General features: G+C 67.8%; 24 protein-coding genes and 1 riboswitch. Of the genes, 10 read left to right on the top strand and 14 right to left on the bottom strand.

The features are described from left to right. Positions 1 to 166: 166 nt before the first annotated feature. Positions 167 to 1,099 (bottom strand): LysR family transcriptional regulator, encoded by a 933-nt coding sequence (locus ACPTTF_RS14675; RefSeq protein ID WP_166963503.1) that lies wholly within the window; start codon positions 1,097 to 1,099, stop codon positions 167 to 169. Positions 1,100 to 1,243: 144 nt separating this feature from the next. On the opposite strand from ACPTTF_RS14675, the gene ACPTTF_RS14670 reads away from it, so the two are divergent. From ACPTTF_RS14670 to ribB, 3 genes are all read left to right on the top strand, one after another. Further along, positions 1,244 to 2,419, top strand: coding sequence for an MFS transporter (locus ACPTTF_RS14670; protein WP_423371567.1), 1,176 nt, complete (start codon positions 1,244 to 1,246; stop codon positions 2,417 to 2,419). A gap of 205 nt (positions 2,420 to 2,624) precedes the next feature. Beyond that, the gene (locus ACPTTF_RS14665) at positions 2,625 to 3,326 is read left to right on the top strand and encodes a helix-turn-helix domain-containing protein (protein ID WP_166963501.1); all 702 of its coding nucleotides are present in this window, start codon (positions 2,625 to 2,627) and stop codon (positions 3,324 to 3,326) included. Between the two features lie 183 nt (positions 3,327 to 3,509). After that, positions 3,510 to 3,658, top strand: a riboswitch (FMN riboswitch). Between the two features lie 118 nt (positions 3,659 to 3,776). Beyond that, positions 3,777 to 4,487, top strand: a complete 711-nt coding sequence (gene ribB, locus ACPTTF_RS14660) for a 3,4-dihydroxy-2-butanone-4-phosphate synthase (RefSeq protein WP_085042345.1) — start codon at positions 3,777 to 3,779, stop codon at positions 4,485 to 4,487. A 107-nt stretch (positions 4,488 to 4,594) separates the two neighbouring features. On the opposite strand, the gene ACPTTF_RS14655 is transcribed toward ribB, so the two are convergent. The 5 genes from ACPTTF_RS14655 to ACPTTF_RS14635 all read right to left on the bottom strand — a co-directional run bounded on the left by ACPTTF_RS14655 (position 4,595) and on the right by ACPTTF_RS14635 (position 9,666). Then, positions 4,595 to 5,281, bottom strand: a complete 687-nt coding sequence (locus ACPTTF_RS14655; RefSeq protein ID WP_423371566.1) for an HAD family hydrolase — start codon at positions 5,279 to 5,281, stop codon at positions 4,595 to 4,597. A 191-nt stretch (positions 5,282 to 5,472) separates the two neighbouring features. After that, positions 5,473 to 6,459, bottom strand: coding sequence for an inositol 2-dehydrogenase (gene iolG / locus ACPTTF_RS14650; RefSeq protein ID WP_423371565.1), 987 nt, complete (start codon positions 6,457 to 6,459; stop codon positions 5,473 to 5,475). 71 nt (positions 6,460 to 6,530) lie between these two features. Continuing rightward, positions 6,531 to 7,358, bottom strand: a complete 828-nt coding sequence (locus ACPTTF_RS14645; protein WP_423371564.1) for a TIM barrel protein — start codon at positions 7,356 to 7,358, stop codon at positions 6,531 to 6,533. A 40-nt stretch (positions 7,359 to 7,398) separates the two neighbouring features. Next, on the bottom strand, positions 7,399 to 8,433 hold the full coding sequence (locus ACPTTF_RS14640; protein WP_423371563.1) for a xylose isomerase: 1,035 nt from the start codon (positions 8,431 to 8,433) through the stop codon (positions 7,399 to 7,401). Between the two features lie 168 nt (positions 8,434 to 8,601). After that, positions 8,602 to 9,666, bottom strand: a complete 1,065-nt coding sequence (locus ACPTTF_RS14635) for a LacI family DNA-binding transcriptional regulator (protein WP_423371562.1) — start codon at positions 9,664 to 9,666, stop codon at positions 8,602 to 8,604. 232 nt (positions 9,667 to 9,898) lie between these two features. Here ACPTTF_RS14635 and ACPTTF_RS14630 point away from each other — a divergent pair, with 232 nt between their 5' ends. The 3 genes from ACPTTF_RS14630 to ACPTTF_RS14620 are packed head-to-tail and all read left to right on the top strand — an operon-like array spanning position 9,899 to position 12,521. Continuing rightward, positions 9,899 to 10,921 carry a fatty acid desaturase family protein gene (locus tag ACPTTF_RS14630; protein WP_423371893.1) on the top strand — a complete coding sequence of 341 codons (1,023 nt, stop codon included), beginning with the start codon at positions 9,899 to 9,901 and terminating at the stop codon, positions 10,919 to 10,921. A gap of 36 nt (positions 10,922 to 10,957) precedes the next feature. Then, positions 10,958 to 11,266, top strand: coding sequence for a non-heme iron oxygenase ferredoxin subunit (locus tag ACPTTF_RS14625; protein ID WP_011353115.1), 309 nt, complete (start codon positions 10,958 to 10,960; stop codon positions 11,264 to 11,266). Between the two features lie 4 nt (positions 11,267 to 11,270). Beyond that, positions 11,271 to 12,521, top strand: coding sequence for an NAD(P)/FAD-dependent oxidoreductase (locus tag ACPTTF_RS14620; RefSeq protein ID WP_423371561.1), 1,251 nt, complete (start codon positions 11,271 to 11,273; stop codon positions 12,519 to 12,521). A gap of 81 nt (positions 12,522 to 12,602) precedes the next feature. Here ACPTTF_RS14620 and ACPTTF_RS14615 read toward each other — a convergent pair whose 3' ends face one another. From ACPTTF_RS14615 to glpD, 3 genes are all read right to left on the bottom strand, one after another. After that, complete coding sequence (locus ACPTTF_RS14615; protein ID WP_423371560.1) at positions 12,603 to 13,319, bottom strand: MIP/aquaporin family protein; 717 nt, start codon at positions 13,317 to 13,319, stop codon at positions 12,603 to 12,605. An 81-nt stretch (positions 13,320 to 13,400) separates the two neighbouring features. Then, complete coding sequence (gene glpK, locus ACPTTF_RS14610; protein ID WP_166963492.1) at positions 13,401 to 14,903, bottom strand: glycerol kinase GlpK; 1,503 nt, start codon at positions 14,901 to 14,903, stop codon at positions 13,401 to 13,403. 106 nt (positions 14,904 to 15,009) lie between these two features. Continuing rightward, positions 15,010 to 16,533 carry a glycerol-3-phosphate dehydrogenase gene (gene glpD / locus ACPTTF_RS14605; RefSeq protein ID WP_423371559.1) on the bottom strand — a complete coding sequence of 508 codons (1,524 nt, stop codon included), beginning with the start codon at positions 16,531 to 16,533 and terminating at the stop codon, positions 15,010 to 15,012. A gap of 162 nt (positions 16,534 to 16,695) precedes the next feature. On the opposite strand from glpD, the gene ACPTTF_RS14600 reads away from it, so the two are divergent. Then, a complete protein-coding gene (locus tag ACPTTF_RS14600) occupies positions 16,696 to 17,064 on the top strand; it encodes a hypothetical protein (RefSeq protein WP_423371558.1) in 369 nt (122 codons plus the stop codon). Positions 17,065 to 17,152: 88 nt separating this feature from the next. Here ACPTTF_RS14600 and ACPTTF_RS14595 read toward each other — a convergent pair whose 3' ends face one another. Then, positions 17,153 to 17,350 (bottom strand): hypothetical protein, encoded by a 198-nt coding sequence (locus ACPTTF_RS14595; protein WP_166963486.1) that lies wholly within the window; start codon positions 17,348 to 17,350, stop codon positions 17,153 to 17,155. Positions 17,351 to 17,652: 302 nt separating this feature from the next. Further along, complete coding sequence (locus tag ACPTTF_RS14590) at positions 17,653 to 18,432, bottom strand: DeoR/GlpR family DNA-binding transcription regulator (RefSeq protein ID WP_006493999.1); 780 nt, start codon at positions 18,430 to 18,432, stop codon at positions 17,653 to 17,655. 222 nt (positions 18,433 to 18,654) lie between these two features. Here ACPTTF_RS14590 and ACPTTF_RS14585 point away from each other — a divergent pair, with 222 nt between their 5' ends. The 3 genes from ACPTTF_RS14585 to ACPTTF_RS14575 all read left to right on the top strand — a co-directional run bounded on the left by ACPTTF_RS14585 (position 18,655) and on the right by ACPTTF_RS14575 (position 22,027). Beyond that, positions 18,655 to 20,295: a gamma-glutamyltransferase family protein gene (locus ACPTTF_RS14585; protein WP_423371557.1), complete on the top strand. Its 1,641-nt coding sequence runs from the start codon at positions 18,655 to 18,657 to the stop codon at positions 20,293 to 20,295. A gap of 327 nt (positions 20,296 to 20,622) precedes the next feature. Then, entirely contained in the window at positions 20,623 to 21,450 is an 828-nt protein-coding gene (locus ACPTTF_RS14580) for a ferritin-like domain-containing protein (protein WP_166963482.1), read from the top strand. Between the two features lie 70 nt (positions 21,451 to 21,520). Then, positions 21,521 to 22,027, top strand: a complete 507-nt coding sequence (locus ACPTTF_RS14575; RefSeq protein WP_166963480.1) for a hypothetical protein — start codon at positions 21,521 to 21,523, stop codon at positions 22,025 to 22,027. Here the strand turns inward: ACPTTF_RS14575 and ACPTTF_RS14570 are convergent. The 3 genes from ACPTTF_RS14570 to ACPTTF_RS14560 form a co-directional block, all read right to left on the bottom strand. Further along, positions 22,021 to 23,469, bottom strand: a complete 1,449-nt coding sequence (locus ACPTTF_RS14570; RefSeq protein WP_423371556.1) for a DEAD/DEAH box helicase — start codon at positions 23,467 to 23,469, stop codon at positions 22,021 to 22,023. The two genes, ACPTTF_RS14575 and ACPTTF_RS14570, sit on opposite strands and share 7 nt — an antisense overlap. A 127-nt stretch (positions 23,470 to 23,596) precedes the next feature. Further along, positions 23,597 to 24,895 (bottom strand): c-type cytochrome, encoded by a 1,299-nt coding sequence (locus ACPTTF_RS14565; protein WP_166963476.1) that lies wholly within the window; start codon positions 24,893 to 24,895, stop codon positions 23,597 to 23,599. A gap of 19 nt (positions 24,896 to 24,914) precedes the next feature. Further along, positions 24,915 to 25,679: a c-type cytochrome gene (locus ACPTTF_RS14560; protein WP_423371555.1), complete on the bottom strand. Its 765-nt coding sequence runs from the start codon at positions 25,677 to 25,679 to the stop codon at positions 24,915 to 24,917. Positions 25,680 to 25,897: the final 218 nt, after the last annotated feature.

Here is a 25,897-nt window from a genome sequence, read left to right as displayed (position 1 = left end):
ATCGGGACGGCCCATGCGCCGCACGCGGATGGCGCGCAGCCAGCATGAAAAGCCGTCGGGAAAGCCTTCCATTATAGCTTTTCATGGTGCCCGGGACGGGCCGCGGGTTGCGGTCGTGCGACGCCGCCCGCCGCGTTCCGGCCCCTGAACGGCGGCGCGCCGGCCGTCAGCGGCACGCATTCAGCAGGTCGTCGTGCGCGGCTTCCTCGCGCGCGAAGCGTTCGGCGAGAAAGTCGAGCAGCACGCGCACCCGCGGCGCCATGTAGCGCTTGCCGGGATAGATCGCGTGCAGCGGCGCGCTCTGGTGCCGCCAGTCGGGCAGCAGGACCTTGAGCCGTCCGGCGCGGATGTCGTCGGCGACATCCCAGATCGAGTTCAGCACGATGCCGTGGCCGCGCAGCGCCCACTCGCGGGCGAGGCCGCCGTCGTTGGTCTCGAACGCGGTGGCGAGCGGCACCGTGCAGGTCTGCGTGTCGTCGCCGCGCGTGAAGCGCCACGTGTTCATCGGCCCGGACGCCACCGTGATCACGTTGCACGGAAAGCGGGCCAGATCGTGCGGATCGCGCGGCACGCCGTGGCGTTCGACGAACGACGGCGCCGCGCACGGCACGCGCCGGTCCGCGGCGAGCCGGCGGGCGATCAGCGCGCCGTCGGGCGGCGCGGCGAAACGGATCGCGAGGTCGATCTCGTCCTGCCACAGGTTCACCGTCGAGTCGGACGCCGTCAGCGAGAACGTCACGTCCGGGTAGCGGGCGGTGAATTCGTCGAGCCAGTCGAGCAGCCGGCGGCGGCCGAAATCGGACGTCGCCGACAGCCGCACCCGGCCGGCGACGACATTGCGGCCGGCCTGCAGCAGTGCGTTTGCGTCGTCGAGCGCCTGCAACGCCTGCCGGCAGCCGTTCAGGTACAGGCGGCCCTCGTCGGTGAGCCGCAACTGCCGGGTCGAGCGGTCGAACAGCCGGGTGGCGACCGCCGCCTCGAGCTTGGCGAGGCGCGCGCTCGCGGCAGCCGGCGTGAGGTTCAGCTTGCGCCCGGCGGCGGACAGGCTGCCCAGTTCGGCCGCCTCGACGAACAGCCGGATATCGCCCAGTCGATCCATGCGATTTTCCAGAAATATTTGAAAATGGTTCAAACGCCACGCCAATTATCAAATATCGACGTCTTCGGGACAATGCGCACATCCTGCCTTTTGTGCGGTGCGGCACCGACCGGGCGCCGCGCCCGCCGCCTTCCGGAGAACGTCATGCCCCTTCCGTTACTGGCGCTCGCGATCAGCGCCTTCGCCATCGGTACCACCGAGTTCATCATCATGGGCCTGCTGCCCGAAGTGGCGCACGACCTGGCCGTGTCGCTGCCGTCGGCTGGCCTGCTGGTCACGGGCTACGCGCTCGGTGTCGCGGCCGGCGCGCCGCTGCTCGCGGTGCTGACAAGCCGCATGCCGCGCAAGGCCGCGCTGCTGCTGCTGATGGCGATCTTCATCGTCGGCAACGTGCTGTGCGCGACCGCGTCCGGCTACGCGATGCTGATGGTCGCGCGCGTCGTCACGTCGTTCGCGCATGGGTCGTTCTTCGGGATCGGCGCGGTGGTCGCCGCGTCGCTCGTGCCGGCCGACAAGCGCGCGAGCGCGATCGCGCTGATGTTCACGGGGCTCACGCTGTCGAATGTGCTCGGCGTGCCGTTCGGCACGTTCGTCGGGCAGTTGCTCGGCTGGCGTGCGTCGTTCTGGATCGTCGCCGCGCTCGGCGTGCTGGCGCTCGGCGGCGTCGCCGCGCTCGTGCCGAACCGCCACGACGGCGGGCCGGTCGGCCTCGGTCACGAAGTACGGGTGTTGAAGGAGCCGCAGGTGTGGCTCGCGCTGTTGATGACCGTGCTCGGCTTCGGTGGCGTGTTCGTCGTGTTCACGTACATCGCGCCGATTCTCGAGACCGTGTCGGGTTTCTCGCCGCGCTCGGTCGCGCTGATCCTCGTGCTGTTCGGCGCAGGGCTGACGATCGGCAACACGCTCGGCGGCAAGTTCGCCGACCGTGCGCTGATGCCGTCGCTGATCGTGATCCTCGTCGCGCTGATGGCCGTGATGGCCGTGTTCGCGAAGACGAGCCACCTGCCGGTCGCGGCCGCCGTCACCGTGTTCGTGTGGGGGATCGCCGCGTTCGCGACGGTGCCGCCGCTGCAGGCGCGCATGGTCGAGAAGGCCGCGAGCGCACCGCATCTCGCGTCGACGCTCAATATCGGCGCGTTCAACGTCGGCAATGCGGGCGGTGCGTGGCTCGGCGGTCTTGCGCTGGAACACGGCCTCGCGCTCGATGCGCTGCCGTGGGTCGCGGTCGCGGTGACGTTCGCGGCGCTCGTCGTCACGTGGTTCGCGATGCGGCTCGACGCGCGTGGGCCGGCACGCGGTGCGGCGCCGGCGGCGCAATGAGCGAGCCCGGCGCGACGCGATAGCGGCAGGAAAGGGCGCGCGAGAAACGCATTCCTCCGCGATGCTGATAACGGTGTGAAGATAACTTCGTTTGCCGGTGCAAGGCCGGGTGATAGCGTCTCGATACGCGCCGTTGCTGGCGCAACCCGATTCCGATCCCGGCTTACCCCATCGCAGGGCTGCACAGCGGCCCGGAGGCAATGCTATGTCTTCATCCCTGGCGCTAGTGCGCGACGTGTCTTCCTTCGAGTCCGGTAACGCCGCCGATGCGCGGGCGTCCGCGTCGCTCGACGTTCTCGAGCAGGTCGTCGGCGTGAACCTCGCGCGGTTGCGTGCCGAGCGGCAATTGTCGCTCGATGCGCTCGCGCGGCTGTCCGGCGTGTCGCGCGCGATGCTCGCGCAGATCGAGTCGGCACGCAGCGTGCCGTCCATCAAGGTGCTCTGCAAGATCGCCGCGGCGCTGAAGGTATCGGTCGCTGCTTTCCTGCGCCGCCATGCAGTGAACGGCTTCGAGCATCTGGCGGCCGAGCGCGCGTCGCGCGTCGTCAGTTCGAATGGCCGCTTCTCGGCGCGCGCGCTTTACCCGGAGGGCGAGCCGGCCGCGGCCGAGTTCCACGAGCTGCGGATTGCACCGTTGCATACGGAGCCCGGCGCACGCCGCGCGCCCGGCACGACGGTCAACCTCGTCGTCAGCGAGGGTACGCTGGAACTCAGCGTGCATGACCGCCGCCAGTTGCTCGCGACCGGCGACGCGATCGTGTTCGACGCCGACCAGCCGTACAGCCTGCGCAACCCGGGCGACAGCGAAGCGCGCGCGTTTCGCGTGACGGTGAGCCCCGAGGTGCCGCCGCGCTGGCTCGTGCCCGACGCGGCGCATGCGGCGCACGCAGCGCACGCGGCCGGCTGATCAGGCCGCACGGCGCGGGTGCGTTCCCGTCGTTAGGGCGAGATCGCGGGCCGTCCGTCGGCCGTTTGGACGATGCCGTTAGACGGGGTCGTCAGTAAGGTTTTAAGTGTGGTTCGCTGCGCCGCGCGCGCAGCTGTTGTATGCTTGGCCCGCCGCTGATGGGGTTGTCCCGTCCGGCAATCAGTGCGTCTTCAGGGCGGGGCGAAATTCCCCACCGGCGGTAGGCTGGCGTAAGCCGGCGAGCCCGCGAGCGCCCGCGCATCCGCGCGGGGTCAGCAGATCTGGTCGAATGCCAGAGCCGACGGTCACAGTCCGGATGAGAGAAGATGTGCAGATAGTCATGTCCGCCAGGGCCGCTTCGCCATGCGTGCGAAGCGGGTTGTCGTTCTGTCTGTTTGCAATGCCCTGAAACGTTTTTCGCCCTAATCGTATTTGCGAGGAGCGTTTCACATGTCCTTGATGTCCGTTTCGTCGGCACCTGCCGACGCCTTTGCCGATCTCCCGCTGCTGGATTCCGAACCGGTGCCGCCGCGCATCGCCGCCGCGCTCGATGCGATGCGTGCAGGCCGTGCGGTCGTGCTGCAGGATGACCACGACCGCGAGAACGAAGCCGACCTGATCGTTGCCGCCGAGCGCATCACGCCCGAGACGATGGCGCTGCTGATCCGCGAGTGCAGCGGCATCGTGTGCCTGTGCCTGACCGACGACACGGTGCGCGCGCTCGAGCTGCCGCCGATGGTGCAGACCAACGAGAGCCGCAACGGTACTGCGTTCACCGTCTCGATCGAGGCACGCGAAGGCGTGCATACGGGCGTATCGGCGGCCGATCGCGTGACGACGATCCGCGCGGCGATCGCCGAAGGGGCGAAGCCGCACGACATCGTGCGCCCCGGCCACGTGTTTCCGTTGCGTGCGCAACCGGGCGGCGTGCTGGCACGCCGCGGTCACACCGAAGGCACGGTCGACCTGTCGATCCTCGCGGGCCTGAAGCCGGCCGGCGTGCTGTGCGAGCTGATGAATCCGGACGGCACGATGACGCGCGGCGACGATGTCGAGCGTTTCGCGCAACAGCACGGGCTGCCGATGCTGACGATTGCGGAACTCGTCGAGTTTCGCGAGGCGCTGGCTGCCGCACGCGAGCGCTGCTGCGAACCGGCCTGAGTGACGGGAAAGGGGAAGGCGGGCGCGTTCGCGCGCCCGTGGCACGGCGTGCGTGAACCCGCACACGCCGGATGGGCCCGATCAGCCTGATCGGGCCGGAACAACCGTCAGGACTGTACGTCCCCGAATTCGCCGCGCATGCCGGCTTCGACGAACGCCGGCAGTTCGTCCATCTTGCGCATGATCCGCGTGATGCCCATCGCGCGCAGCGCGTCCGCGTAGTTGTCGGGGATGTGGCTCGCGCCGACGAATGCGATCGTCTTCATGCCCGCCGCACGCGCGGCATTCAGCCCCGATACGCTATCTTCGACGACGATGCAGCGCTCCGGCGCGACGCCGAGCGTTTGCGCCGCATGCAGGTAGACGTCGGGGTAGGGCTTCGGCCGCGCCACCTGCTCGGAGCTGAACACGCGATCGCCGAAGATCTCGGTGAGCGATGCGCGCTTCAGCGAGCTACGCACGCGCACGAGCCGGCTGTTCGACACGACGGCCGCCGGCAGGCTCACCTTCAGCAGCGCGTCGCGCACGCCGGTGATCGGCGCGAGCGATTGCGCCAGCGCGGTCTCGATGTTGTGCTCGATGGTCTCGATGAAGTTCGCGGGCATCTCGATCCCGAAACGGGATTCGATCCCGGCGAGGAAGCGCGACGTCTGCTGGCCGAACGCCGACTTCGCGGCGGCTTCGAAATCGAGATTCGGGAACGTGGCGGACAGCGTATCGAGCAGCACGCGGTCGGCGATGACTTCGCTGTCGACGAGCACGCCGTCGCAGTCGCAGATGAGGTGATCGAGCATGGTGGTGAAGAAGCGGGATGTCGGCGACGCAGATCAATTCGCCATCATACGTGCTTTCATGTGCATGCCGCGCGACGCTTCGGCAAATTTTCCCGATGCGGCCGCGCGCTCGCCGCGTTTCGTCCAGGTGTGCTGCCGATCGTCCGGCGGCGGCGCGCTTGCAGGTTCGCCACCGCCTGCCACCGGTTGTGTCAAAGCTCGATCACGCGCCCCGTTTTCCACGACGTCATTGCGGCCTCGGCGAGTTCGAGCGCGGCGAGCCCGTCGTCGATCGTCGTCCGCACCGGCGTGCCGTCGCGCAGCGCGTCGACGAAGTGCGCGATCTCGGCCGCGTAAGCATGCCGATAGCGCTCGAGGAAGAACGGCTCCGGCACGTCCGTCGCGATGCCGCCCGCGAGCCACGCGCTCACCTCGGTCGGCCGCACGTTGCCGGCCTGCAGCATCCCGTTGCTGCCGAGCAGCTCGAAACGCTGGTCGTAGCCGTAGGCGGCGCGCCGCGACGTGTTGATCTGGCACAGCAGCCCGCGCCGCGTGCGGATCGTCACGGCGGTCGAATCGAGGTCGCCTGCGTCGCGCACGGCCGGATCGGTCAGGCAACTGCCGGTCGCGTGCAGCGTCTGCGCTTCGTCGCCGAGGATCCAGCGGAACACGTCGAAGTCGTGGATCAGCATGTCCTTGAAGATGCCGCCCGAGCTGCGGATGTAGTCGACGGGCGGCGCGCCCGGGTCGCGGCTCGTGACGACCAGCATTTCAGGCGCGCCGATCTCGCCGCACTCGACGCGCGCCTTCAGCGCCGCAAACGTCGGGTCGAAGCGGCGCTGGAAGCCGATCATGCAGGTCACGCCGCTGCGCCGGACGACGTCCGCGCAGGCACGCGAGCGCTCGACGCTCAGGTCGACGGGCTTCTCGCAGAACACGGCCTTGCCTGCGCTCGCCGCTGCGACGATCAGGTCCGCATGCGTGTCGGTGCTCGATGCGATCACCACGGCCCGGACGGCCGGATCGCCGAGCGCGCGCTCGACGTCGGCTACTTGCGCGCCGTGAGCGCGGGCCAGCGCGTCGACCGACGGCGCATGGCGGTCGACCACGTACTTGAGCTGCGCACCGGGATGGCGCGCGAGATTCGCCGCGTGGATCTTGCCGATTCGTCCCGCGCCGAACAATGCGAATTCGATCATTCCGTTCTCCTGTTGATTGCGTGGTGTTCCGCCGGCACGCGGCTCGAGTCGGCCGCGCACCGTGGCGGCGGTCATTGATCCGCCAGTTCGCCGCGCACGTAGTCGATGCTTGCCCGCAACCGCGCCTCGATGTCGCCGGCTTCGGCGATTTCGCTCGCGAACGGCTCGAACGAGAGCGCGCCGCGGTAGCCGCGAGCGAGCAGTTCGCGCAGTTGCCGGATATTGCCGAGCCGGTCGGCGCCGCCGACCAGCACGCGATGGCCGTCGCGCATCCGGTCGACCGGCAGGTCGTCTTCCTCGACGCCCGAGATGTGCACGAGGCCCGTCAGGTTCGGAAAGAAGATGTCTTCGCCCGACAGGTGGTGGTGGAACGTGTCGTGCACGAGCCGGAACACCTGCTCGCCCGCCGCGTCGTAGATGCCTTTCACCGCGTCCGACTTGCGGCGCAGCGCGCATTCCTCGAAGCCGAGCGGCTCGATGAAGCCGAGCAGGCCGCGCGCTTCGAGGATCGGCGCGAGCGCCTTCAGCGCCGTCACGAGATCCGCGTGGCGCACGTCCGCGGCGCGCGTGTCGCCGCGGCTGTTGGTCGGGCACAGCACCAACGCTCGTGCGCCGCATTGCGCCGCATAGTCGGCCAGTTCGGTCGCCTCGTTCGCGCGCTCGGCGTTCCATTGCTCGAAGCGCTGCAGCGCGTTGATCGTCAGGATCGTCACGCCACCCGCTTCGGCCGTCGCGCGCACGGTGGCGGCCGGCGTGCCGTCGTCGATCTCGACGCCGTCGAGATCGTTGCGGATCTCGATCGTGTCGACGCCGAGGCGCTTGCACAGCGCGACATAGCGGTCGAGCGGCAAGCGCGGTGCGCTCATCCGGTTCAGCGAAAAATGGAAGGCTTGCGTCATCGTTCCGTCCTTGGGTCTCGAGTGGGGGGCTGGGTCCGGATCAGGTGCCGGCGCGCGCGATGTCGGCGGCCGGCCGGTTCGCCGGCGGTGCGGCGAGGGCACGCCACGTGTCGCGCAGCCATTGCGCGCACGCGACGTTGTTGTCGAAGATCGAATAGCGCGCGCCGCCGCCGTAGTCGGGAAACGGGATGAACTCGCAGCTGACCTGTTCGATGCGCGCCGGCTGGACGTGGGCCTGTGTGTGCAGCAACTGCCGAAGCGCGGCCTTCCACGTATCGAGTGCCGCCGCGCGCCATGCGCCGTGATAGGCGCCCGACGCGGGGGCGACGAACGGATACTGGATGCCGCGCCCGGGCCTGCCGTCGACGCGGCGCATCCACGGGTTGTCTGGATTGTTCGGCATCACGCTGCGCGCATGCGCATGCCGGACCCAGCCGCGTGCGATCCAGCCGGTGTAGATGGCGTCGGGCGACGCAGGGTCGAGCATCCGTCGGCCGCCGTCGACGGCATCGCGCAGGCCCGATGCATCGAGTTCGGCGCGATTGCCGATCTTGAACAGCAAGTGCGAATGATCGAGCGTGATCCGGAACGGCACGCCGGCCTGTTCGACATGCTGCGCGACGCGTGCGATGCGCGTGAAATCCTCGCTCCACATGTCGACGTGCACTTCGAGGCTCGGCAGGCAGCCGGCCGGCTCGCCGCGTTCATAAGTGCGCAGGTAGAAATCGGCGACCTCGCGGTCGGACAGCGGATGGCCGTCCGCGTGATGCGCGTACAGCTGGCAGTTGAGCACCGTGCTGCCGAAGCGCGCGCCCGCAGCGACGATCTCGGCGACGTGCGCTTCGTCACGTCCTGCGCACCAGATGCCGCCGATCACGCGAATCGGCAGTGCATGGCGTTCGACCAGCGCGAAATACGGCGACAGGTCTTCGCCGCGCGCCGGATTCTTTTCGACGTAGTCGAATACGCCGGCGTCGGCAACCAACCGGAAGCGTGCGGCGGGATCGGGCGACGGCAGGCCGTCGTGTTCGAGCACGCCGTCGAGGTTCACGCCGATGAGGATCGGTTCGGCCATCGTCTCCTGTCCGTCGTTGTCATGGGATTGGCTGCCCAATGTACGGATGCGCGGCGCGGGCTGCATGACAAACGTTGACGAAAAATCGCCAATGCGGCGGTCGATTTTTTCGCAACGCGCATGCGGTGCGACGGGCGGTGCAACAGACCGTGCACCAAGCGGTGGAATTCAGGCCGGCAGGTAGGCGCTCGTCCTCACGTTGGCCGGGCAGAACACACGAAATTCGACCGGGTCGGCCGGCGGAGGCTGTTCGACGATCCCGCACGCGTGCAGCACGTGCTGCAGTGCGGAAATCACCTGGCCGTCCGGATCCTGGTCGATCGCGAGATCCATCGCGCCGGCTTCGATGAAGGTACGGTGCAGGTCGATCATCTCGTGGCCGATCCACACGACGCGGCCGGTGGCGCCGGCCCGGCGCAATGCCGCCTCGATGCCGGCCGAGCCGGCGCCGCTGTTGTAGATCGCGACCACGTCGTCGTGCGTCTGCAGCGCCTTCGTTACGGCCCGGTAGCAGCGGTCGTCCTGGTCGAGCGTCTCGACCGGCTCGTCGTCGCAGCGAACGGCGGCGAACGCTTCGGCGAGCTGGTCGCGGCAGCCGGCCATCCGGTCCGCATGCGCGCGGTAGCCCATGCGCCCGCCGAGCAGCAGCACGCGCCCCGGGCGTGCCGCCAGGCGGCCGATGTAATAGCCGGCCGTGCGTCCGGCCCGGTAGTTGTCGATGCCCGCGAAGTGCACGCGGTCGATGCCGCCGATGTCGGTGACCATCGTGACGACGGTCTCGCCGCGCGCGATCGCGCCGGCCAGCGCGTTGCGCACGCGGGCCGTGTCGCGCGCCGTGACGATCAGCGCCGCGCGCCGGTAGGCGGGCCGCTCGATCAGCGCGGCGGCGCGCTCGTCGTCGGCGGCGGGCAGGATCGTCCGGTGCACGATCACGCGCCGGTCGAGCATCTGCAACGAACGCTGCAGCGCCAGCTGCAGCCGCCGGAAGAATGCCGCGTCGGTATCCGGCAGCAGCACGTCGACGTGGATCAGCCCGTGCCGCGTGTCGGGCAGCTGGCGCGGCACGCCGAGCTGCCGTGCGGCCGCCACCACGCGTTCGCGCGCGTGCGCCGAGACGCTGCCGCGCTCGTTCAGCACGCGGTCGACGGTGGTCGTGCTGACGCCGGCGAGCGCCGCGATCTCGTCGAAGCGCGCGGTGCGCTTGCGCCAGCGCGGCCCGGATTCGCCTGCCATGGTTGTCTCCATCGTGGTGTCGCCATCGAGACGTGGCGATGCGAGGAACGCTAAAGCGATGGCGAAATTTCGTCAACGTTTCGATTGAGCGGGGGAGGCCACGGGCCTAATTTTGATTCCATGCCGAAGCGCTTGCCGCGCTTCCTACGTACAAGGAATCAAGGAGACGCACGTGGTTCATCTCGACGACCAGACGCAAGACCGCACGGCGGCGCGCCGTCAGGCATACCGGATGATCGGCGGCGCCGGCGAGCGCGCGCACGCGGCCGGGCTCGTCAACGCCGAGTGGTACCGATGCCCGGTGCCGCGGCCGTTGATGAAGCAGCTGATGCAGCGCGGCGACGCGCGCGCGATCCGCGACACGCTGATCTGGTACGCGGCGATCGCGATCAGCGGCGTGCTCGCGTGGCTGGCGTGGCGCGCGCATTCGGCATGGGCGATCCCCGCGTTCTTCGTGTACGGCACGCTCTACTGCAGCCCGGCCGACTCGCGCTGGCACGAATGCGGGCATGGCACCGCGTTCCGCACGCGCTGGATGAACGACGTGCTGTACCAGGTCGCGTCGTTCCAGGTGTTCCGCCGCGCGACGGTGTGGCGCTGGAGCCATGCGCGCCATCACACCGATACGCTGGTGGTCGGGCGCGATCCGGAAATCGCCGCGCCGAAGCCGACCGACTGGCGCTCGCTCGCGCTGAACGTCGTCGCGTTGAAGCATGTGGCCGGCGAGCTGCGCAAGATGATCGCGATCGCCTTCACCGGCCAGCTCGACGACGAGGAGCGTACCTACGTGCCCGAATCGGAACGGCCGAAGGTCGTGCGCGAAGCGCGCATCCATCTCGCTGCCCATGCCATCGTGGTCGGTGCGTCGCTCTATTGGCACACGATCCTGCCGCTCCTCTACGTCGGCCTGCCGAGCCTCTACGGCGCGTGGCTGTACCTGTATTTCGGCCTCACGCAGCATGCGGGCATGCCCGAGAACGTGCTCGATCACCGGCGCAACTGCCGGACCGTGATGATGAATCCCGTGTTCCGCTTCCTGTACTGGAACATGAACTATCACGTCGAGCACCACATGTTCCCGATGGTGCCGTTCCACGCGCTGCCGAAGCTGCACGAGGCCGTGAAGGCCGACATGCCGCCGCCGTATCGCAGCACGCTGGCCGCGTATGCCGAGATCGTGCCGGCGCTGGTCCGGCAGACGCGCGACCCGACCGATTACGTCGTGCGGCCCGTGCCGGATGGCGCGCGTGCGTGACCGACATCGAACCTTCCAACCCAGGAGACACGCAACATGACGCAATGGATCGACACCGGCGCGCTCGACGACATCGACGACGAAGACGTCGCGCGCTTCGACCATGCCGGCCACACCTACGCGATCTACCGCATCGACGGCGAAGTCTATGCGAGCGACGGCCTGTGCACGCACGAGCACGTGCATCTCGCGGACGGGCTCGTGATCGACCACGTGATCGAATGCCCGAAACACAACGGGCGTTTCGACGTACGCGACGGCCGACCGCTGTCCGCCCCCGCCTGCGAGAAGCTGCGCACGTATCGCGCGAAGATCGAAGACGGCCGCATCCTGATCGAGGTGTGACGCGATGACGAACGACCGGGTGATGGCGATCGTCGGCGCGGGCCACGCGGGCGGCCGCGCGGCCCAGGTGCTGCGCGAGTCCGGCTGGGATGGTCGGATCGTGCTGATCGGCGCTGAGGCGCACCTGCCGTACGAGCGGCCGCCGTTGTCGAAGGGCGTGCTGACCGGCGAGCGCAGCGCGGCGCAGTGCCGGTTGCGCGATCCGGCGGCGTGGGCGGCCGATCGCATCGAGCCGGTCGTCGCGACGGTCGAGCGCATCGATTCGTACGCACGCGAAGTGCGCGTGTCAGGCGCTCGCGTGTTCGGCTACGACGCGTTGCTGCTCGCGACCGGCGGCCGCGCGCGCCGCCTGGCGATTCCGGGCGCGACGCTCGACGGCGTGTTGGCATTGCGCACGCTCGACGACGCGGCGGCGCTCGGCACGCGGCTCGTGCCCGATGCGCGGGTCGTGCTGATCGGAGGCGGCTTCATCGGACTCGAAGTCGCGGCGTCGGCGCGACTGCGCGGCTGCCGCGTGACGGTGCTCGATGCGGCGTCGCGTCTGCTCGGGCGCGCGGTGCCGGAGGCGATCGCGGCGCGCGTGCATGCGCTTCACGAACAGCAGGGCGTGGCCATTCGCGTGAACCGGAAGCCGCTTGCGATCGAGCGCACGGCGGGCGGCGCGCTGGCCGTCGTGCTCGACGACGGCGACACGCTGATCGCCGACACGGTCGTCGCCGGCATCGGTATCGAACCGGCCGACGAGCTGGCGCGCGATGCGGGCCTCGCAGTCGAGCGCGGCATCGTCGTGAACGCGCGGCTCGAGACGTCGGCGCGCGGCATCTACGCGGCCGGCGACGTCGCGGTGTTCCCGAGTGCGATGTCGGGGCAGCCCGTCAGGCAGGAGACGTGGCACTGCGCGGAGACCCAGGCGCGCATCGCCGCGCGCAACATGCTCGGCGCCGACGAGCCGTATCGCGAGATGCCGTGGTTCTGGTCGGATCAATACGACGCGCAGTTGCAGGTGGCTGGAGAGCCGGCGCTCGGCGAGCGATCGGTCGCGCGCGTGCTCGGCGACGACGCGGAAATCCATTTCCATTTCGATGCCGGTGCGCGGCTCGTCGCCGCGAGCGGCTTCGGCCGCGCGTCAGGGTTCGTCAAGGAAATGCGCGTGGCGAGAATGCTGGTCGAGCGCGGGATCGACGTGAGCCCGGCAGCCGTGGCGGATACGGGCGTGAAGCTGAAGTCGCTGGTGTCGGCCGGGGGCGGCCGATAGCGCAAACGAAGCGGCGGGGGAGCGAAGGAAGGAGCGCGAAGCGCGCGGCGATGGACGCCGCGCGTCTCGGTCAAGCTGCGATCAGGCCATCGCGTGCAGGTGCAGGTACAGGCCGGCCGCCGCGGCGCCGCCCAGCAGCGGGCCGACGACGGGCACCCACGCATAGCGCCAGTCGCTGTCGCGCTTGCCGGGGATCGGCAGCAGCGCGTGCATGATGCGCGGCGACAGGTCGCGCGCGGGGCTCATCGCATAGCCGGTTGCGCCGCCCAACGAGATGCCGATACCGAGCACCAGCAGGCCGACGGGCAGTGCGTCGAGCGCGCCGAGGCCGACCTGCGGCGACGCGAGGTACAGCACGCCGAGGATCAGCACGAACGTGCAGATCGCTTCGGTCAGCAGGTTGTGCGTGACGCTGCGGATTGCGGGCGCCGTGCAGAACACCGCGAGCTTGAGGTCCGGATTGGTCTCTTTCGCGAAGTGCTGCCGATAGGCGAGCCACACGAGCAGCGAACCGGCCATGCCGCCGAGCATCTGCGCGAGGATGTAGCCGCCGACCTTCGACCACGCGAACTTGCCGGCGAGCGCGAGACTGATCGTCACGACCGGGTTCAGGTGCGCGCCGCTGAACGGCGCGGTCACGTAGACGGCGACGAATACGGCCATCGCCCAACCCCACACGATCACGATCAGGTCGGCGCCGTTGCCCTTGGTCTTGGCGAGCAGCACGTTAGCGACCGCACCGTTGCCGAGCAGCATGAGGATCGCGGCGCCGATGAATTCTGCAATATAAGGTGACATGGTTGTCTCTCGTATGTCACGGCGGACTCGCGCGTTGCGCGGTCCGCCAGTGTTGTTGTATTTCGTAGGGAGTGCTGCCGGTTACTGCGTGTCGTCGGCCCACGCCTTCGCGGCGCGTACCGCACGCTGCCAGCCGGCCATGCAGCTTTCGACCTGCTCCTTCTGCATCGACGGCGAGAAGCGGCGATCGAGCTGCCACTGGTCGCGCACTTCGTCGAGGTTCTTCCAGTAGCCGATCGCGAGGCCCGCGAGGTAGGCCGCGCCGAGCGCGGTCGTCTCGGTGATCTGCGGACGCACCGCATCGACGCCGAGCAGGTCCGCCTGGAACTGCATCAGCAGGTCGTTCGCGCTCGCGCCGCCGTCGACACGCAGCTCGCCGATGCTGATGCCCGAATCGGCTTCCATCGCGGCCAGCACGTCGAGCGACTGGTACGCGATCGAATCGAGCGCCGCCCGTGCGAGGTGTGCGGAGGTCGTGCCGCGCGTGACGCCGAACACCGAGCCGCGCGCCCGTGCGTTCCAGTGCGGTGCGCCGAGGCCGGCGAACGCGGGCACCAGGTAGACGCCGTCGGTGTGCGGCACGCTCGCGGCGAGCGCTTCGATTTCAGCGGCCGACTTGATGATGCCGACGCCGTCGCGCAGCCACTGCACCACCGCGCCCGCGATGAAGATGCTGCCTTCCAGCGCGTACTGCACGTTGTCGCCGATCTGCCAGGCGATCGTCGTGACGAGGTTGTTCTTCGATTCGATCGGCTTGTCGCCGGTGTTCATCATCAGGAAGCAGCCGGTGCCGTAGGTGTTCTTCACCATGCCCGACGTCGTGCACATCTGGCCGAACAGGGCGGCCTGCTGGTCGCCGGCGATGCCCGCGAGCGGGATCTTCGACGCGAACACGGTGGTCTTCGTGTGGCCGTAGATTTCCGACGATGCCTTCACTTCCGGCAGCATGCTGCGCGGGATGTCGAGCAGCTCGAGCAGTTCGTTGTCCCACTCGCGCGTGTGGATGTTGAACAGCATCGTGCGCGACGCGTTCGTCACGTCGGTCACGTGCAGTTCGTGCTTCGTGAAGTTCCACACGAGCCAGCTGTCGACGGTGCCGAACGCGAGCTTGCCCTGCCTGGCCTTCTCGCGTGCGCCGGGCACGTTGTCGAGGATCCAGCGGATCTTGGTCCCTGAGAAGTACGAATCGATCGGCAGGCCGGTCTTCGCGCGCACCTTCGCTTCGAGGCCCTGTGCTTTCAGCGAGTCGCAGAAGTCGGCCGTGCGGCGATCCTGCCAGACGATCGCGTTGTAGACGGGCTGGCCCGTCTCGCGATCCCAGACGATCGTGGTTTCACGCTGGTTGGTGATGCCGATCGCGGCGATCGACGTGCCGTTCAGGCCCGTGCGCGTGACGGCTTCGGCGGCGACGCCGGCTTGCGTCGACCAGATTTCCTGCGGGTCGTGCTCGACCCAGCCGGGTTGCGGGTAGATCTGCTCGAATTCCTTCTGGGCGATCGATACGATATTGCCCTGGCGATCGAACAGCATCGCGCGGGAACTCGTGGTGCCCTGGTCAAGCGCGAGGATGTACTGATCCTGCATGTCTCTCATCTCCATCCGTGGATTTGGCTTAGTTGTGATGCGCGCCGCATGTGGAGCGGCGCGTCGGTAAGTCAACGTCGGTACGGCAACTGCAACTGCATTCGGATCAGGCGTGCGGCGCGTGCGCGGCGGCGAACCACGCGTCGACGGCGGCCGTCACCGCGTCGAGCGAGCCCGGCGTGACGTGCAGGCCGAGCTTCGAGCGGCGCCACAGCACGTCCTGCGCGCAGGTCGCCCATTCGGCGTCGCGCAGGTAACGCAGTTCGGCATCGTGGATGCCCGGTGCGATTTCGGTGCCGAGATCGGCGAGCGACTTCGCACCGTCGATCACGCGCTCCGCACGCGTGCCGTACGCACGTGCATAGCGGCGGGCGAGCGCGGCGGGCAGCCACGGGTGGCGTTTCGCGAACGCGGCGGCGAACACGTCGAACTTCGCGTTCGCGATGTCGCCGCCCGGCAGCGCGACGCCGGCCGTCCAGGTTTTCCCGTCGCGGCCGAGCGCGCGGCACAGCATGTCGCCGGCTTCTTCCGCGAGCTTGCGGAACGTCGTGATCTTGCCGCCGAACACCGACAGCAGCGGGGCGCCCGCGCCGTCGTCCAGCTCGAGGCGGTAGTCGCGCGTGACGGCCGATGCGTTCGCGGCGTTCTCGTCTTCCAGCAGCGGGCGCACGCCCGAGTAGGTCCAGTGCACGTCGGCCGGCGAGATCTTGCGCTTGAAGTAGCGGTTGATCGAATCGCACAGGTACTGCGTTTCGTCGCGATCGATCGCAACCTTCGCGGGATCGTTCGTGTATTCGACGTCGGTCGTGCCGATCAGCGTGAAATCGTGTTCGTACGGAATCGCGAAGATGATCCGCTTGTCCGGGTTCTGGAAGATGTACGCGTGATCGTGATCGAACAGGCGGCGCGTGACGATGTGGCTGCCCTTCACGAGCCGCACGCTGTGATGCGCGCCGCGGCCGAGCGCGCCGTGCAGCAGTTCGCCGACCCACGGGCCGGCCGCGTTCGCGATCGCGCGCGCATGCACGACGCGGATCGAACCGTCGGCGTGCTGCAGCCGCGCTTCCCATTCGTCGCCGCGACGTTCGGCGGATACCAGCTTCGTGCGCGTCAGGATCTCGGCGCCGCGCTCCTTCGCATCCATCGCGTTCAGCACGACGAGGCGCGCGTCGTCGACCCAGCCGTCCGAATACACGAAGCCGCGCTTGATCGAATCGATCAGCGGCGCACCGGCCGCATGGCGGCGCATGTCGATGCCGCGCGAGCCGGGCAGCAGTTCGCGTTTCGCGAGGTGATCGTAGAGGAACAGGCCGATACGGATCAGCCAGGCCGGACGCAGGTTCGGCATGTGCGGCATCACGAAGCGCAGCGGCCCCATGATGTGCGGCGCCGCGCGCAGCAGCGTCTCGCGCTCCTGCAGCGCCTTGCGCACGAGCCCGAACTCGTTGTACTCGAGGTAGCGCAGGCCGCCGTGAATCAGCTTCGTGCTGCACGACGACGTGTGCGACGCGAGATCGTCCTGCTCGCAGAGCATGACCGACAGGCCGCGGCCGGCCGCATCGCGCGCGATGCCCGCGCCGTTGATGCCGCCGCCGACGACGAGCAGATCGTAGCGATTCGGTTGGGTCACCTGCTGTCCTTATCGTCTGAGGGAAATGGTTGAACAGAAAATGTTCGAATTCGAAATTTAACGAACGAAATCGAAAAAGTAAAGTTCGATAAAGCGGGGCCAGTAGCGCGCCGTGCGATCCCGGACGATACTGACGGAATCGACCGTTTCGCGAGGTGAATCATGCGTATTGGGATGTGGGCCGGCGCGTGCGCCGTCCTTCTGGCGGGGTGCAGCGCGGGTATGCCGCCGCTCACGGGCAACTGGCGGGCGCCATCGTTCGTCGACCTGCAGACGTCGTGCGGCGGCACGGCGCGCGACTGGGGCGCGGACGCGCAGCCGGTCTATTCGACGCTGTACGACGCGTACGTGGCGAAACGGTATCGCGGGCTGACCGAAGCGAACTATTGTGCGTTCGTAAACGAACTTTCTACGCACTATGCGGCACCCGACGCGGCGGCGCGTGCCGGCTGGATCGCGTATTTCAACGGTGCGCGCGCACAGGCCATCAGTTGGCGGGCGGCGGTCGATCCGACGCTGCGCGGCGGTTGAAGCCGGCTGCGGTGAGCGGGCGGAGCAAGCGGAAGCGACCGCGTGGCCGGGAATCAGGCCACGCGGTCAGGTCAGGAACAGCGGAATTTCACGAATAGCGGTATTTGATGGATCGCAGCGCGGCGTCGCCGCTCTCGGTCACGCAGTATTTGCGCCCCGAGCCGAGCCCTTCCAGGCGAACGAGCTGCTGTTCGAGCAGGATGTCCAGTTCATCCCGATCCATGTCGCGCTGATCAGGCGCGTCCTTCACAAGCAATAGCGTGGCGAATTCATGCGGACTCAGCATCGTTCTCTCCATGGCAATCGGACTGCCCGCGCGGCCGGCGCACACGCCGACGCGCGATACCCCGCGGGGTATGGCTTGGGGGGAAAGCTGTATTCGCCGGCCCTGCGGTTCGCACACGCCCTGGCACAGGCGGATCGGGCGAACGGGCCGGGGAACTGGAGTCTAGTCGAGCCCGCAGGCAACGACAAATCGTGCCCCGTTAATTTTCCGTTTGACAGGAACGCCCGCCGCAAGCGGTCCGCATGAAGCGCCAACTTCTTGATTTCACTTGAAGTTTCAGGTGCGGTGCAGCATCGCAATCGTCACTCCGCGACGTATACCTGCGTGCCGGCGGCGGCCACCGTGTCGGCCATCTCGGGCGGCAGCGGCTTGTCGGTGAAGAGCGCGTGCACCTGGCTCAGGTGGCCCTGGCGCACCAGTGCCGGGCGGCCGACCTTCGAGTGGTCGGTCACGAGATAGACCGTGCGCGCATGCTGCATGATCGCCTCGGCCACACGCACCTCGCGCGTGTCGAAGTCGCGCAGCGTGCCGTCGGCCTCGATCGCCGACGTGCCGATGATCGCGTAGTCGACCTTGAACTGGCGGATGAAGTCGATCGCGAGCTCGCCGACGATGCCCTTGTCCCACGGCCGCACGATGCCGCCCGTGATCAGCACCTCGCAGTCGGGATAGCCGCTCATCATCGACGCGACGTTCAGGTTGTTCGTGATCACGTGCAGCCCGTGGTGGCGGTTCAGCGCGCGTGCGACTTCCTCGGTGGTCGTGCCGAGGTTGATGAACAGCGATGCCTGGTCGGGAATGTGCGACGCCGCGAGTGCCGCGATGCGGCGCTTCTCGTCGTGGAACATCCGCTGGCGCGCCGTGTACGACACGTTCTCCGAGCTGGTCGGCAGGCTCGCGCCGCCGTGGTAGCGGCGCAGCAGGTTCAGGTCGGCGAGCCAGTTCACGTCGCGACGGATCGTCTGCGGTGTCACCGCGAAGTGCGCGGCGAGATCGTCGACGGTCACGAAGCCGTCGCGCTGCACCCATTCGAGCAGTTCCTGCTGGCGCGCGTTGAGGGTGAGGCGGGGATCTCGGGTCATGGCTCGATGGTCGTGTCGTGAGACGGAGCGGGTATTGTAAGGGCGGCAACGGCGTTAGGCCGGCCCGGCCGACCGGGTTGCCCGCCATTCATGCGGAAATTGCATTGATTCATGTGACAAATGAATTTGTGCGATTGCGCTGATCGCGCTGCAATGGCGGATTGCCCGCGCACGCGGGTGCGCGCACGGCGCGTTCATTCAGCTTTCGACGAGGTGGCACCGATGACTGGCTTCAACTGGCACAACCCGTATCCGACGACCCGCATTCCGGTGTTCGCGCGCAACGTCGTGTCGACGTCGCATCCGCTCGCCGCGCAGGCCGGGTTGCGGATGCTGTGGAAGGGCGGCAATGCGGTCGACGCGGCGCTGGCCGCGGCGGCGGCGATCACGGTCGTCGAGCCCGTGTCGTGCGGGCTCGGCGGAGATGCGTTCGCGCTCGTGTGGGACGGCGAACGGTTGTCCGGGCTGAACGCGTCGGGCGTCGCGCCGGCCGCGTGGAACGTCGACTATTTCCGCCAGCGCCACGGCGAGGCGGCGAACGGCATCGCGAACAAGCCGACGCGCGGCTGGGATACCGTCACCGTACCGGGCGTGATCGCGGGCTGGGAAGCGCTGCATGCGAAGTTCGGTTCGCTGCCGTTCGCGGACCTGCTCGAACCGGCAATCGAGATCGCGGAGCGCGGCTATGCGGTCCCGCCGATCGTCGCGCACAAGTGGGCGGCCGCCGTGCCCGAATTGCAGGGGCTGCCGGGCTTCGCCGAGACCTTCATGCCGCGCGGCCGCGCGCCGCTCGTCGGCGAGCGCGTGTGCCTGCCCGGTCATGCGCAGACGCTGCGCACGCTCGCGAAGGAGGGCGCTCGCGCGTTCTACGAGGGCGCGCTCGCCGAGCGTATTGCCGCGTTCTCCCGCGAAGGCGGCGGCGCGCTGACCGCGGCCGACCTGCGTGCTTACCGGCCGGAATGGGTCGAGCCGATCGGCAAGCGCTTCGGCCGTCACACGATCCACGAGATTCCGCCGAACGGGCAGGGCATCGCTGCGCTGATCGCGCTCGGCATCGCCGAGCACGCGGGCGTGACGGAATGGCCAGTCGATTCGGTCGACTCGCAGCATCTGCAGATCGAGGCGATGAAGCTCGCGTTCGCGGATGTCTATCGCTACGTCGCCGATCCGCGCGCGATGGAGGTCACGCCCGAGCAGATGCTCGACGACGCGTATCTCGCCGAACGCGCGAAGCTGATCGATCCCGCGCGCGCGACGCACTTTGGCGCTGGCCGGCCGCATTCGGGCGGCACGATCTACCTGTCGGCGGCCGACGAGCGCGGGATGATGGTGAGCTTCATTCAGTCGAACTACATGGGTTTCGGTTCGGGGCTCGTCGTGCCCGGCACCGGCATCGCGCTGCAGAATCGCGGGCACGGCTTCTCGATGGACCCGGCCTCGCCGAACGTCGTCGCGGGCGGCAAGCGGCCGTTCCACACGATCATCCCGGCATTCGTCACCGAGGAGGTCGACGGCCGCACGGAGGCCGTGATGAGCTTCGGCGTGATGGGCGGCGACATGCAGCCGCAAGGGCACTTGCAGACCGTCGTGCGGATGCTCGGCTACGGGCAGCAACCGCAGGCCGCCTGTGACGCGCCGCGCTGGAAGGTCAACCGCGACTTCACGCTCGACGTCGAGGCAACGATGAATCGCGCGACTGTCGATGCGCTGGCCGCACGCGGCCATACGATCAAGTCGATCGACGATCCTTACATGGATTTCGGTTCGGGGCAGTTCATCTGGCGTCTCGATCGCGACGATCGCGAGCGCGGCTACGTGGCCGCGAGCGACAGCCGTCGCGACGGTCTGGCGGCAGGTTTCTGACCGATTGCGGCCGGCTTTCGCCGGCATTTCGTGTGCTTCACGGGCGGCCGAACGGCCGCCCGTTTCGTTTGCCGCGGCCCGTATCGTCGAGCGGGCGCAAGCGGTTTGAAGGACTCGTCTAACGAACGGCAACAGACGCCGCGGAACTGCGCTTGTCGGGTATGGTCAGTGCTCTGGAGCACGAACATCAAAGTCCGGCTAAGATGCCAGCATGGTTCGGCCGGACCAATCCACTATAAACGCAAGTAAAACGCCGCCTGCGGGTCGGTTGGCGCCTGTGCCGGAGGCATGGGCCGGCCCCCGCGCGACGACTGGGAGCGCACCACCATGGACACCAAAACGACGCATGTGATGCCGTGGCGAATCGAGGATATCGACCTGAACCGGATCGATCGTCAGCGAGCCGCCGCGAACGAGGATCTGTTGCTGCTGTTGTGCGCGTCGTCGTTCATCGAAAGCGGCTCGGATCTCTACACGAGCAATCTGAGCCAGTTCTTCAACGACGATCCGGAAGTCTCCGCATGGCTCAACAATGCATGGGAGCACGAAGAATTGCAGCACGGGCGCGCGCTGAAGGCGTACATCGCGCACGTGTGGCCCGAGTTCGACTGGGATACCGCGTTCGCGAATTTCTTCGCCGAGTATTCGTTGACCTGCAAGGTCGAGGCATTCGAGAAGACCCGCGCACTCGAGATGGTCGCGCGCTGCGTCGTCGAGACGGGCACGGCCACGCTCTATCGCGCGATCAACGAATGCTCGGACGAGCCCGTGCTGAAGGAAATCACCGACAACATCCGCACGGACGAAGTGCGTCACTACAAGCACTTCTTCAAGTTCTTCAAGAAGTACAACCAGCTCGAAGGCAATGGCCGGCTCGCGGTGCTCGGCGCGCTGGCGCGCCGCGTGATGGAAATCAAGAACGAGGATTCCGAGATCGCGCTGCGCCACGTGTTCGCGGTCCGCTATCCGGATCGCGTCGGCGACAGCCAGTACAACCGCGAGCGTGCCGCGCGCATCAGCCGGCTCGTGCGGCGCAACCTGTCGGCCGACATGTGCGTGAAGATGCTGCTCAAGCCGCTCGACCTGCCCGCGAAGATCCAGCCGGGCGTCCACTATCCGCTCACGAAGATCACGCGGCACGTGTTCCTGCGCTGATCGCCGCGGCGCGGCCCGTCGCGCGTATGCTGCGGCTGCTTCATCCGCTTTCCACCGGGGCCACGCCATCATGACCGATACCCATCGCCACGCGCTCGAACAATGGACGTTCGATGCGTGGCCGCCGGCCGTCGTCTCGCTGTTCGACGGCACCGCGCTCGAGCGTCATGCCGACTTCGCCGCATCGCTGATCGTCGCGACCGACGATGGCCAGTTGCGCACGACGCTGCTCGGCGTCGGCGAGATCTATGCGCACGATGCGCGCACGCTGCTGCTCGCGCTCTGGCCGCAATCGCGTGCGGCGCGCGCGATTACGCAACGGCGCACGGCCGCGCTGACGCTGGTCGCGGACGGTGCGTTCTTTCAGGCGCAAATGAGGATTGAGCCGCTCGAAGGGGACTTCGGCGGCCTCGCCGGATTCGCTGCGACGATCGCGCACGGCGATGCGCAGCGGGTCGGCTATGCGCGTCTCGCGACAGGCGTCACGTTCACGTTGGAAGGGGAGCGCGCCGCGGTGCTCGAACGCTGGCAACGCCAGGTCGAGCACCTGCGGCGCGCGGCCGCGCGGCTTCAGTGACCGCGCTGGCCGCTGCGCGACGAACGGTTGCGGTTCGGGTGCGCGGCGTTGCCGTTCGCGGGGCGCGCGCCGTTGCCGCCGCCCGCCGGGCGTCCGCCGTTGCCGCCGGCGCCGCCTTGCGTGCGCGGCTTCGCGGCTTTCTGCTGCGATGCCTTCGGTTGTGCGTTGCCGTCGCGTTTCGCGACCGGCTGGCCTGAGCCGCCCGCACGCGGCTGGCGATTGCCGCCACCACCACCGCCGCCACCGCCACGCGGCTGCTGTTGCCCGCGACGCTGCTGGATCGGCTCCGGCTTCACGTTCGGATCGGGTTCGAAGCCCGCGATCACTTCCTGCGGAATCTCGCGCTTGATCAGTCGCTCGATGTCGCGCAGCAACTGCTTTTCGTCGACGCACACGAGCGACACGGCTTCGCCGGTCGCGCCTGCGCGGCCGGTGCGGCCGATCCGGTGCACGTAGTCTTCCGGCACGTTCGGCAGGTCGAAGTTGACGACGTGGGGCAACTGGTCGATGTCGATCCCGCGCGCGGCGATATCGGTCGCGACGAGCACCTGCAGCGTGCTGTTCTTGAACTCCGCCAGTGCGCGCGTGCGGGCCGACTGGCTCTTGTTGCCGTGGATCGCCATCGCGCTGATGCCGTCCTTCGTCAGTTGCTCGGCAAGCCGGTTCGCGCCGTGCTTGGTGCGCGTGAACACGAGCACCTGGAACCAGTTGTGTTCGCGGATCAGGTGCGTGAGCAGTTCGCGCTTGCGGTCGCGGTCGACCGGGTGGATCTTCTGCGCGACGCTCTCGGCGGTCGTGTTGCGGCGTGCGACCTCGATCAGCGCGGGCGAGTCGAGCAGGCTGTCGGCGAGCGCCTTGATTTCATCGGAGAACGTGGCCGAGAACAGCAGGTTCTGGCGCTGCGGCGGCAGCTTCGCGAGCACGCGTTTGATGTCGTGGATGAAGCCCATGTCGAGCATCCGGTCGGCTTCGTCGAGCACGAGGATGTCGAGATTCGACAGATCGATGGTCTTCTGCTGCATGTGATCGAGCAGGCGGCCCGGCGTCGCGACGACGATGTCGACACCGCGCTTGAGCGCATCGATCTGCGGATTGATGCTGACGCCGCCGAACATCACGGCCGAGCGCAGCTTCAGGTACTTGCTGTAGGCACGGACGCTTTCCTCGACCTGTGCGGCGAGTTCGCGCGTCGGCGTGAGGATCAGGGCGCGCACGGCGCGCTTCGCGCTTCGGTTGTCCGTGTAGAACGTGTGCAGGCGTTGCAGGATCGGCAGCGTGAAGCCGGCGGTCTTGCCGGTGCCGGTTTGCGCGCCGGCGAGCAGGTCGCCGCCGCCGAGGACGGCAGGGATCGCCTGCTGCTGGATCGGAGTCGGCGACGTGTAGCCGAGCTCGTTGACCGCCTTGACCAGCGGTTCGGCCAGGCCGAGAGATTCGAAAGACATAGATACCACTCTTGAGTTTTATGATCGGCGACACCTCGCGCGGCCCGCGCGGGGACTGGCGTCGCAAAAAGCAAAGGGGCGCGGCTGCGGTTTCCCGCAGCCGCGCCCCGTTTGCGTCACGCGTTATTTAGTCAAGCGGCGCGGAACGCAGGTCACTCACCTGTTGTGGCGAGATCGGCGTACCGTTGTTGCCCCACGACATCCGGATGTACGTTACCACTGCTGCGACTTCCTGGTTCGACAGCGACTGCGCGAACGGCGGCATGCCGTACGGACGCGGGTTCTTGAACGTGCTCGGCGGATAGCCACCATTCAGCACCATGCGGATCGGGTTGACCGCCGATTCCATCATGATCGAGTGGTTGGCCGCGAGCGGCGGATAGGCCGGCGGCTTGCCGGCGCCGGTTTCGGCGTGGCAGGTCGCGCAGTTGTCCGCGTAGATCTTCTTGCCCTGGTCGAACAGCGCGTTGCCGAACTGCTTCGACGGCTCGTACTGCATGTTCTTCGGCGCTTCAGCCTTCTGCGGGATCGACTTCAGGTACGTCGACATCGCGCGCGTATCTTCGTCGCTCATGTACTGCAGGCTGTTGTGGACCACGTCCGCCATCGGGCCGAACACCGCACCCTTGTGCGACACGCCGGCTTGCAGCAGGTCGGACAGCTCCTGCACGTGCCAGTCGCCGAGGCCGAGTTCCTTGTCGTTCGTCAGCGACGGCGCATACCAGTTCTGCAGCGGGATCAGGCCGCCGGCGAACGCCGACGAGCTCACCGGGCCGCCCATCATGTTGATCGACGTGTGGCACATCGAGCAGTGGCCGAGGCCTTCGACGAGGTAAGCACCGCGGTTCCACTCGACCGACTTCGTCGGATCCGGCTTGTACTCGCCTTCCTTGAAGAACAGCGTGCGCCAGCCGATCAGCAGGTTGCGGTTGTTGAACGGGAACTTCAGTTCGTGCGGACGGCTCGGCACCGACACCGGTGCGACCGAACGCAGGTATGCGTAGATCGCGTCCGAATCAGCGCGCGTGACCTTCGTGTAGCTCGCGAACGGGAAGCCCGGGTAGAGCAGGCTGCCGTCCTTCGAGCGACCCGTGTGCATCGCGCGGTAGAAGTCGTCCGACGTCCACTTGCCGATGCCGGCCTGGTCGTCCGGCGTGATGTTCGGCGTGTACATCGTGCCGAACGGCGTTGCCATCGGCAGGCCGCCCGCGAACGACTTGCCGCCGCGCACGGTGTGGCACGCGATACAGTCGCCGACGCGCGCGAGGTATTCGCCCTTCTTGATCAGCGCGGCCTGGTCGGCCGGCGTGGCCGCGACGGCGGAAGCGCCGTGCAGCGTGTCGTTGCCCGGCCACAGGACCGGGACGAGGGCAGCGGCCGCGACGATCGCGGCGGCCGAGATTGCAAACAGGGACTTGCGTTTCATTGTGTCTGTCTCCCTTGCCTTATTGCGGTTCGCTGCCGCAGGCGAGCGGAGTCTTCATCGAACGCGCCGGTGCCGGCACGGGGTTGGCGGGCGCCGGTTGCGCGGCGAGCCATGCGGTCACGGCCGTCACGTCTTCGTCGGAAAGCTTCGCAGCGACGTCATGCATGCAATCGGGCGCCTTCGCGTGGCGGTTGCCCGAACGCCATGCACCGATCTGCGCGCTCAGGTAGTCGGCGTGCAGGCCGACCAAGCCCGGGATCGCCGGCTGCATGCCGGTCAGCGTCGCGCCGTGGCAGGCCACGCAGGCCGGCAGCTTGCGGGACGGATCGCCTTGCGTGACGAGCTGCTTGCCGCGCGCGAGCGTCGCGGCCGGCAGCGTCGGCTTCGCCGGCGCCGGGTACGGCGGGCGTTCGGCCGAGAAGTGCTCGGCCATCTCGCGCAGGTAGTCGTCGTTCAGGTACGTCAGCAGGTAGTTCATCGGCGGGTACTTGCGCCGGCCGTCACGGAAGTTGACGAGCTGGTTGTACAGGTACTCGGCCGGCTTGCCGGCAAGACGCGGGAAGTAGTCGTTGTCCGTGCCCTGGCCGTGGACGCCATGGCAGGCCGTACAGCCGCGCACGCGCTCGGCCATGGTATCGGGTGCCTTGAGCGGCGCCTGCTGGGCGTGCGCTTGCTCCGTGGGCTTGGTCTGCGCTTGGGCAGCGCTCATAAGGCCCGCGCTGCCGAACATCAGAACGGCGAGCAGCGGACGGAAGAGGCGTCTTGAAGACACACGAGACTCCATGTTTATTCGACGGGGACCTGTTGTCCGGGCTACGATCGGCTCGGCGCATGACGGCAAGGCAGCCGGGCTGCTGCGACGCGGCATTCTATCATCGATGGGTAATGACGGCTATTTGGCAAAAGGACAGCGGTTCCTGTCCGTTTGCGACTTGCGACAATTTGACGCGCATTACACCGTGCCTGGTTGAACCGGCGTGCGTTTTCACCATCGAAGACCGT

It is taken from the genome of Burkholderia crassaminum (genome assembly GCF_964265005.1).
GTDB lineage: Bacteria > Pseudomonadota > Gammaproteobacteria > Burkholderiales > Burkholderiaceae > Burkholderia.
The sequence above is the reverse complement of the archived record's forward strand: the minus strand, read 5'-3'. Positions and strand labels throughout refer to the sequence as shown.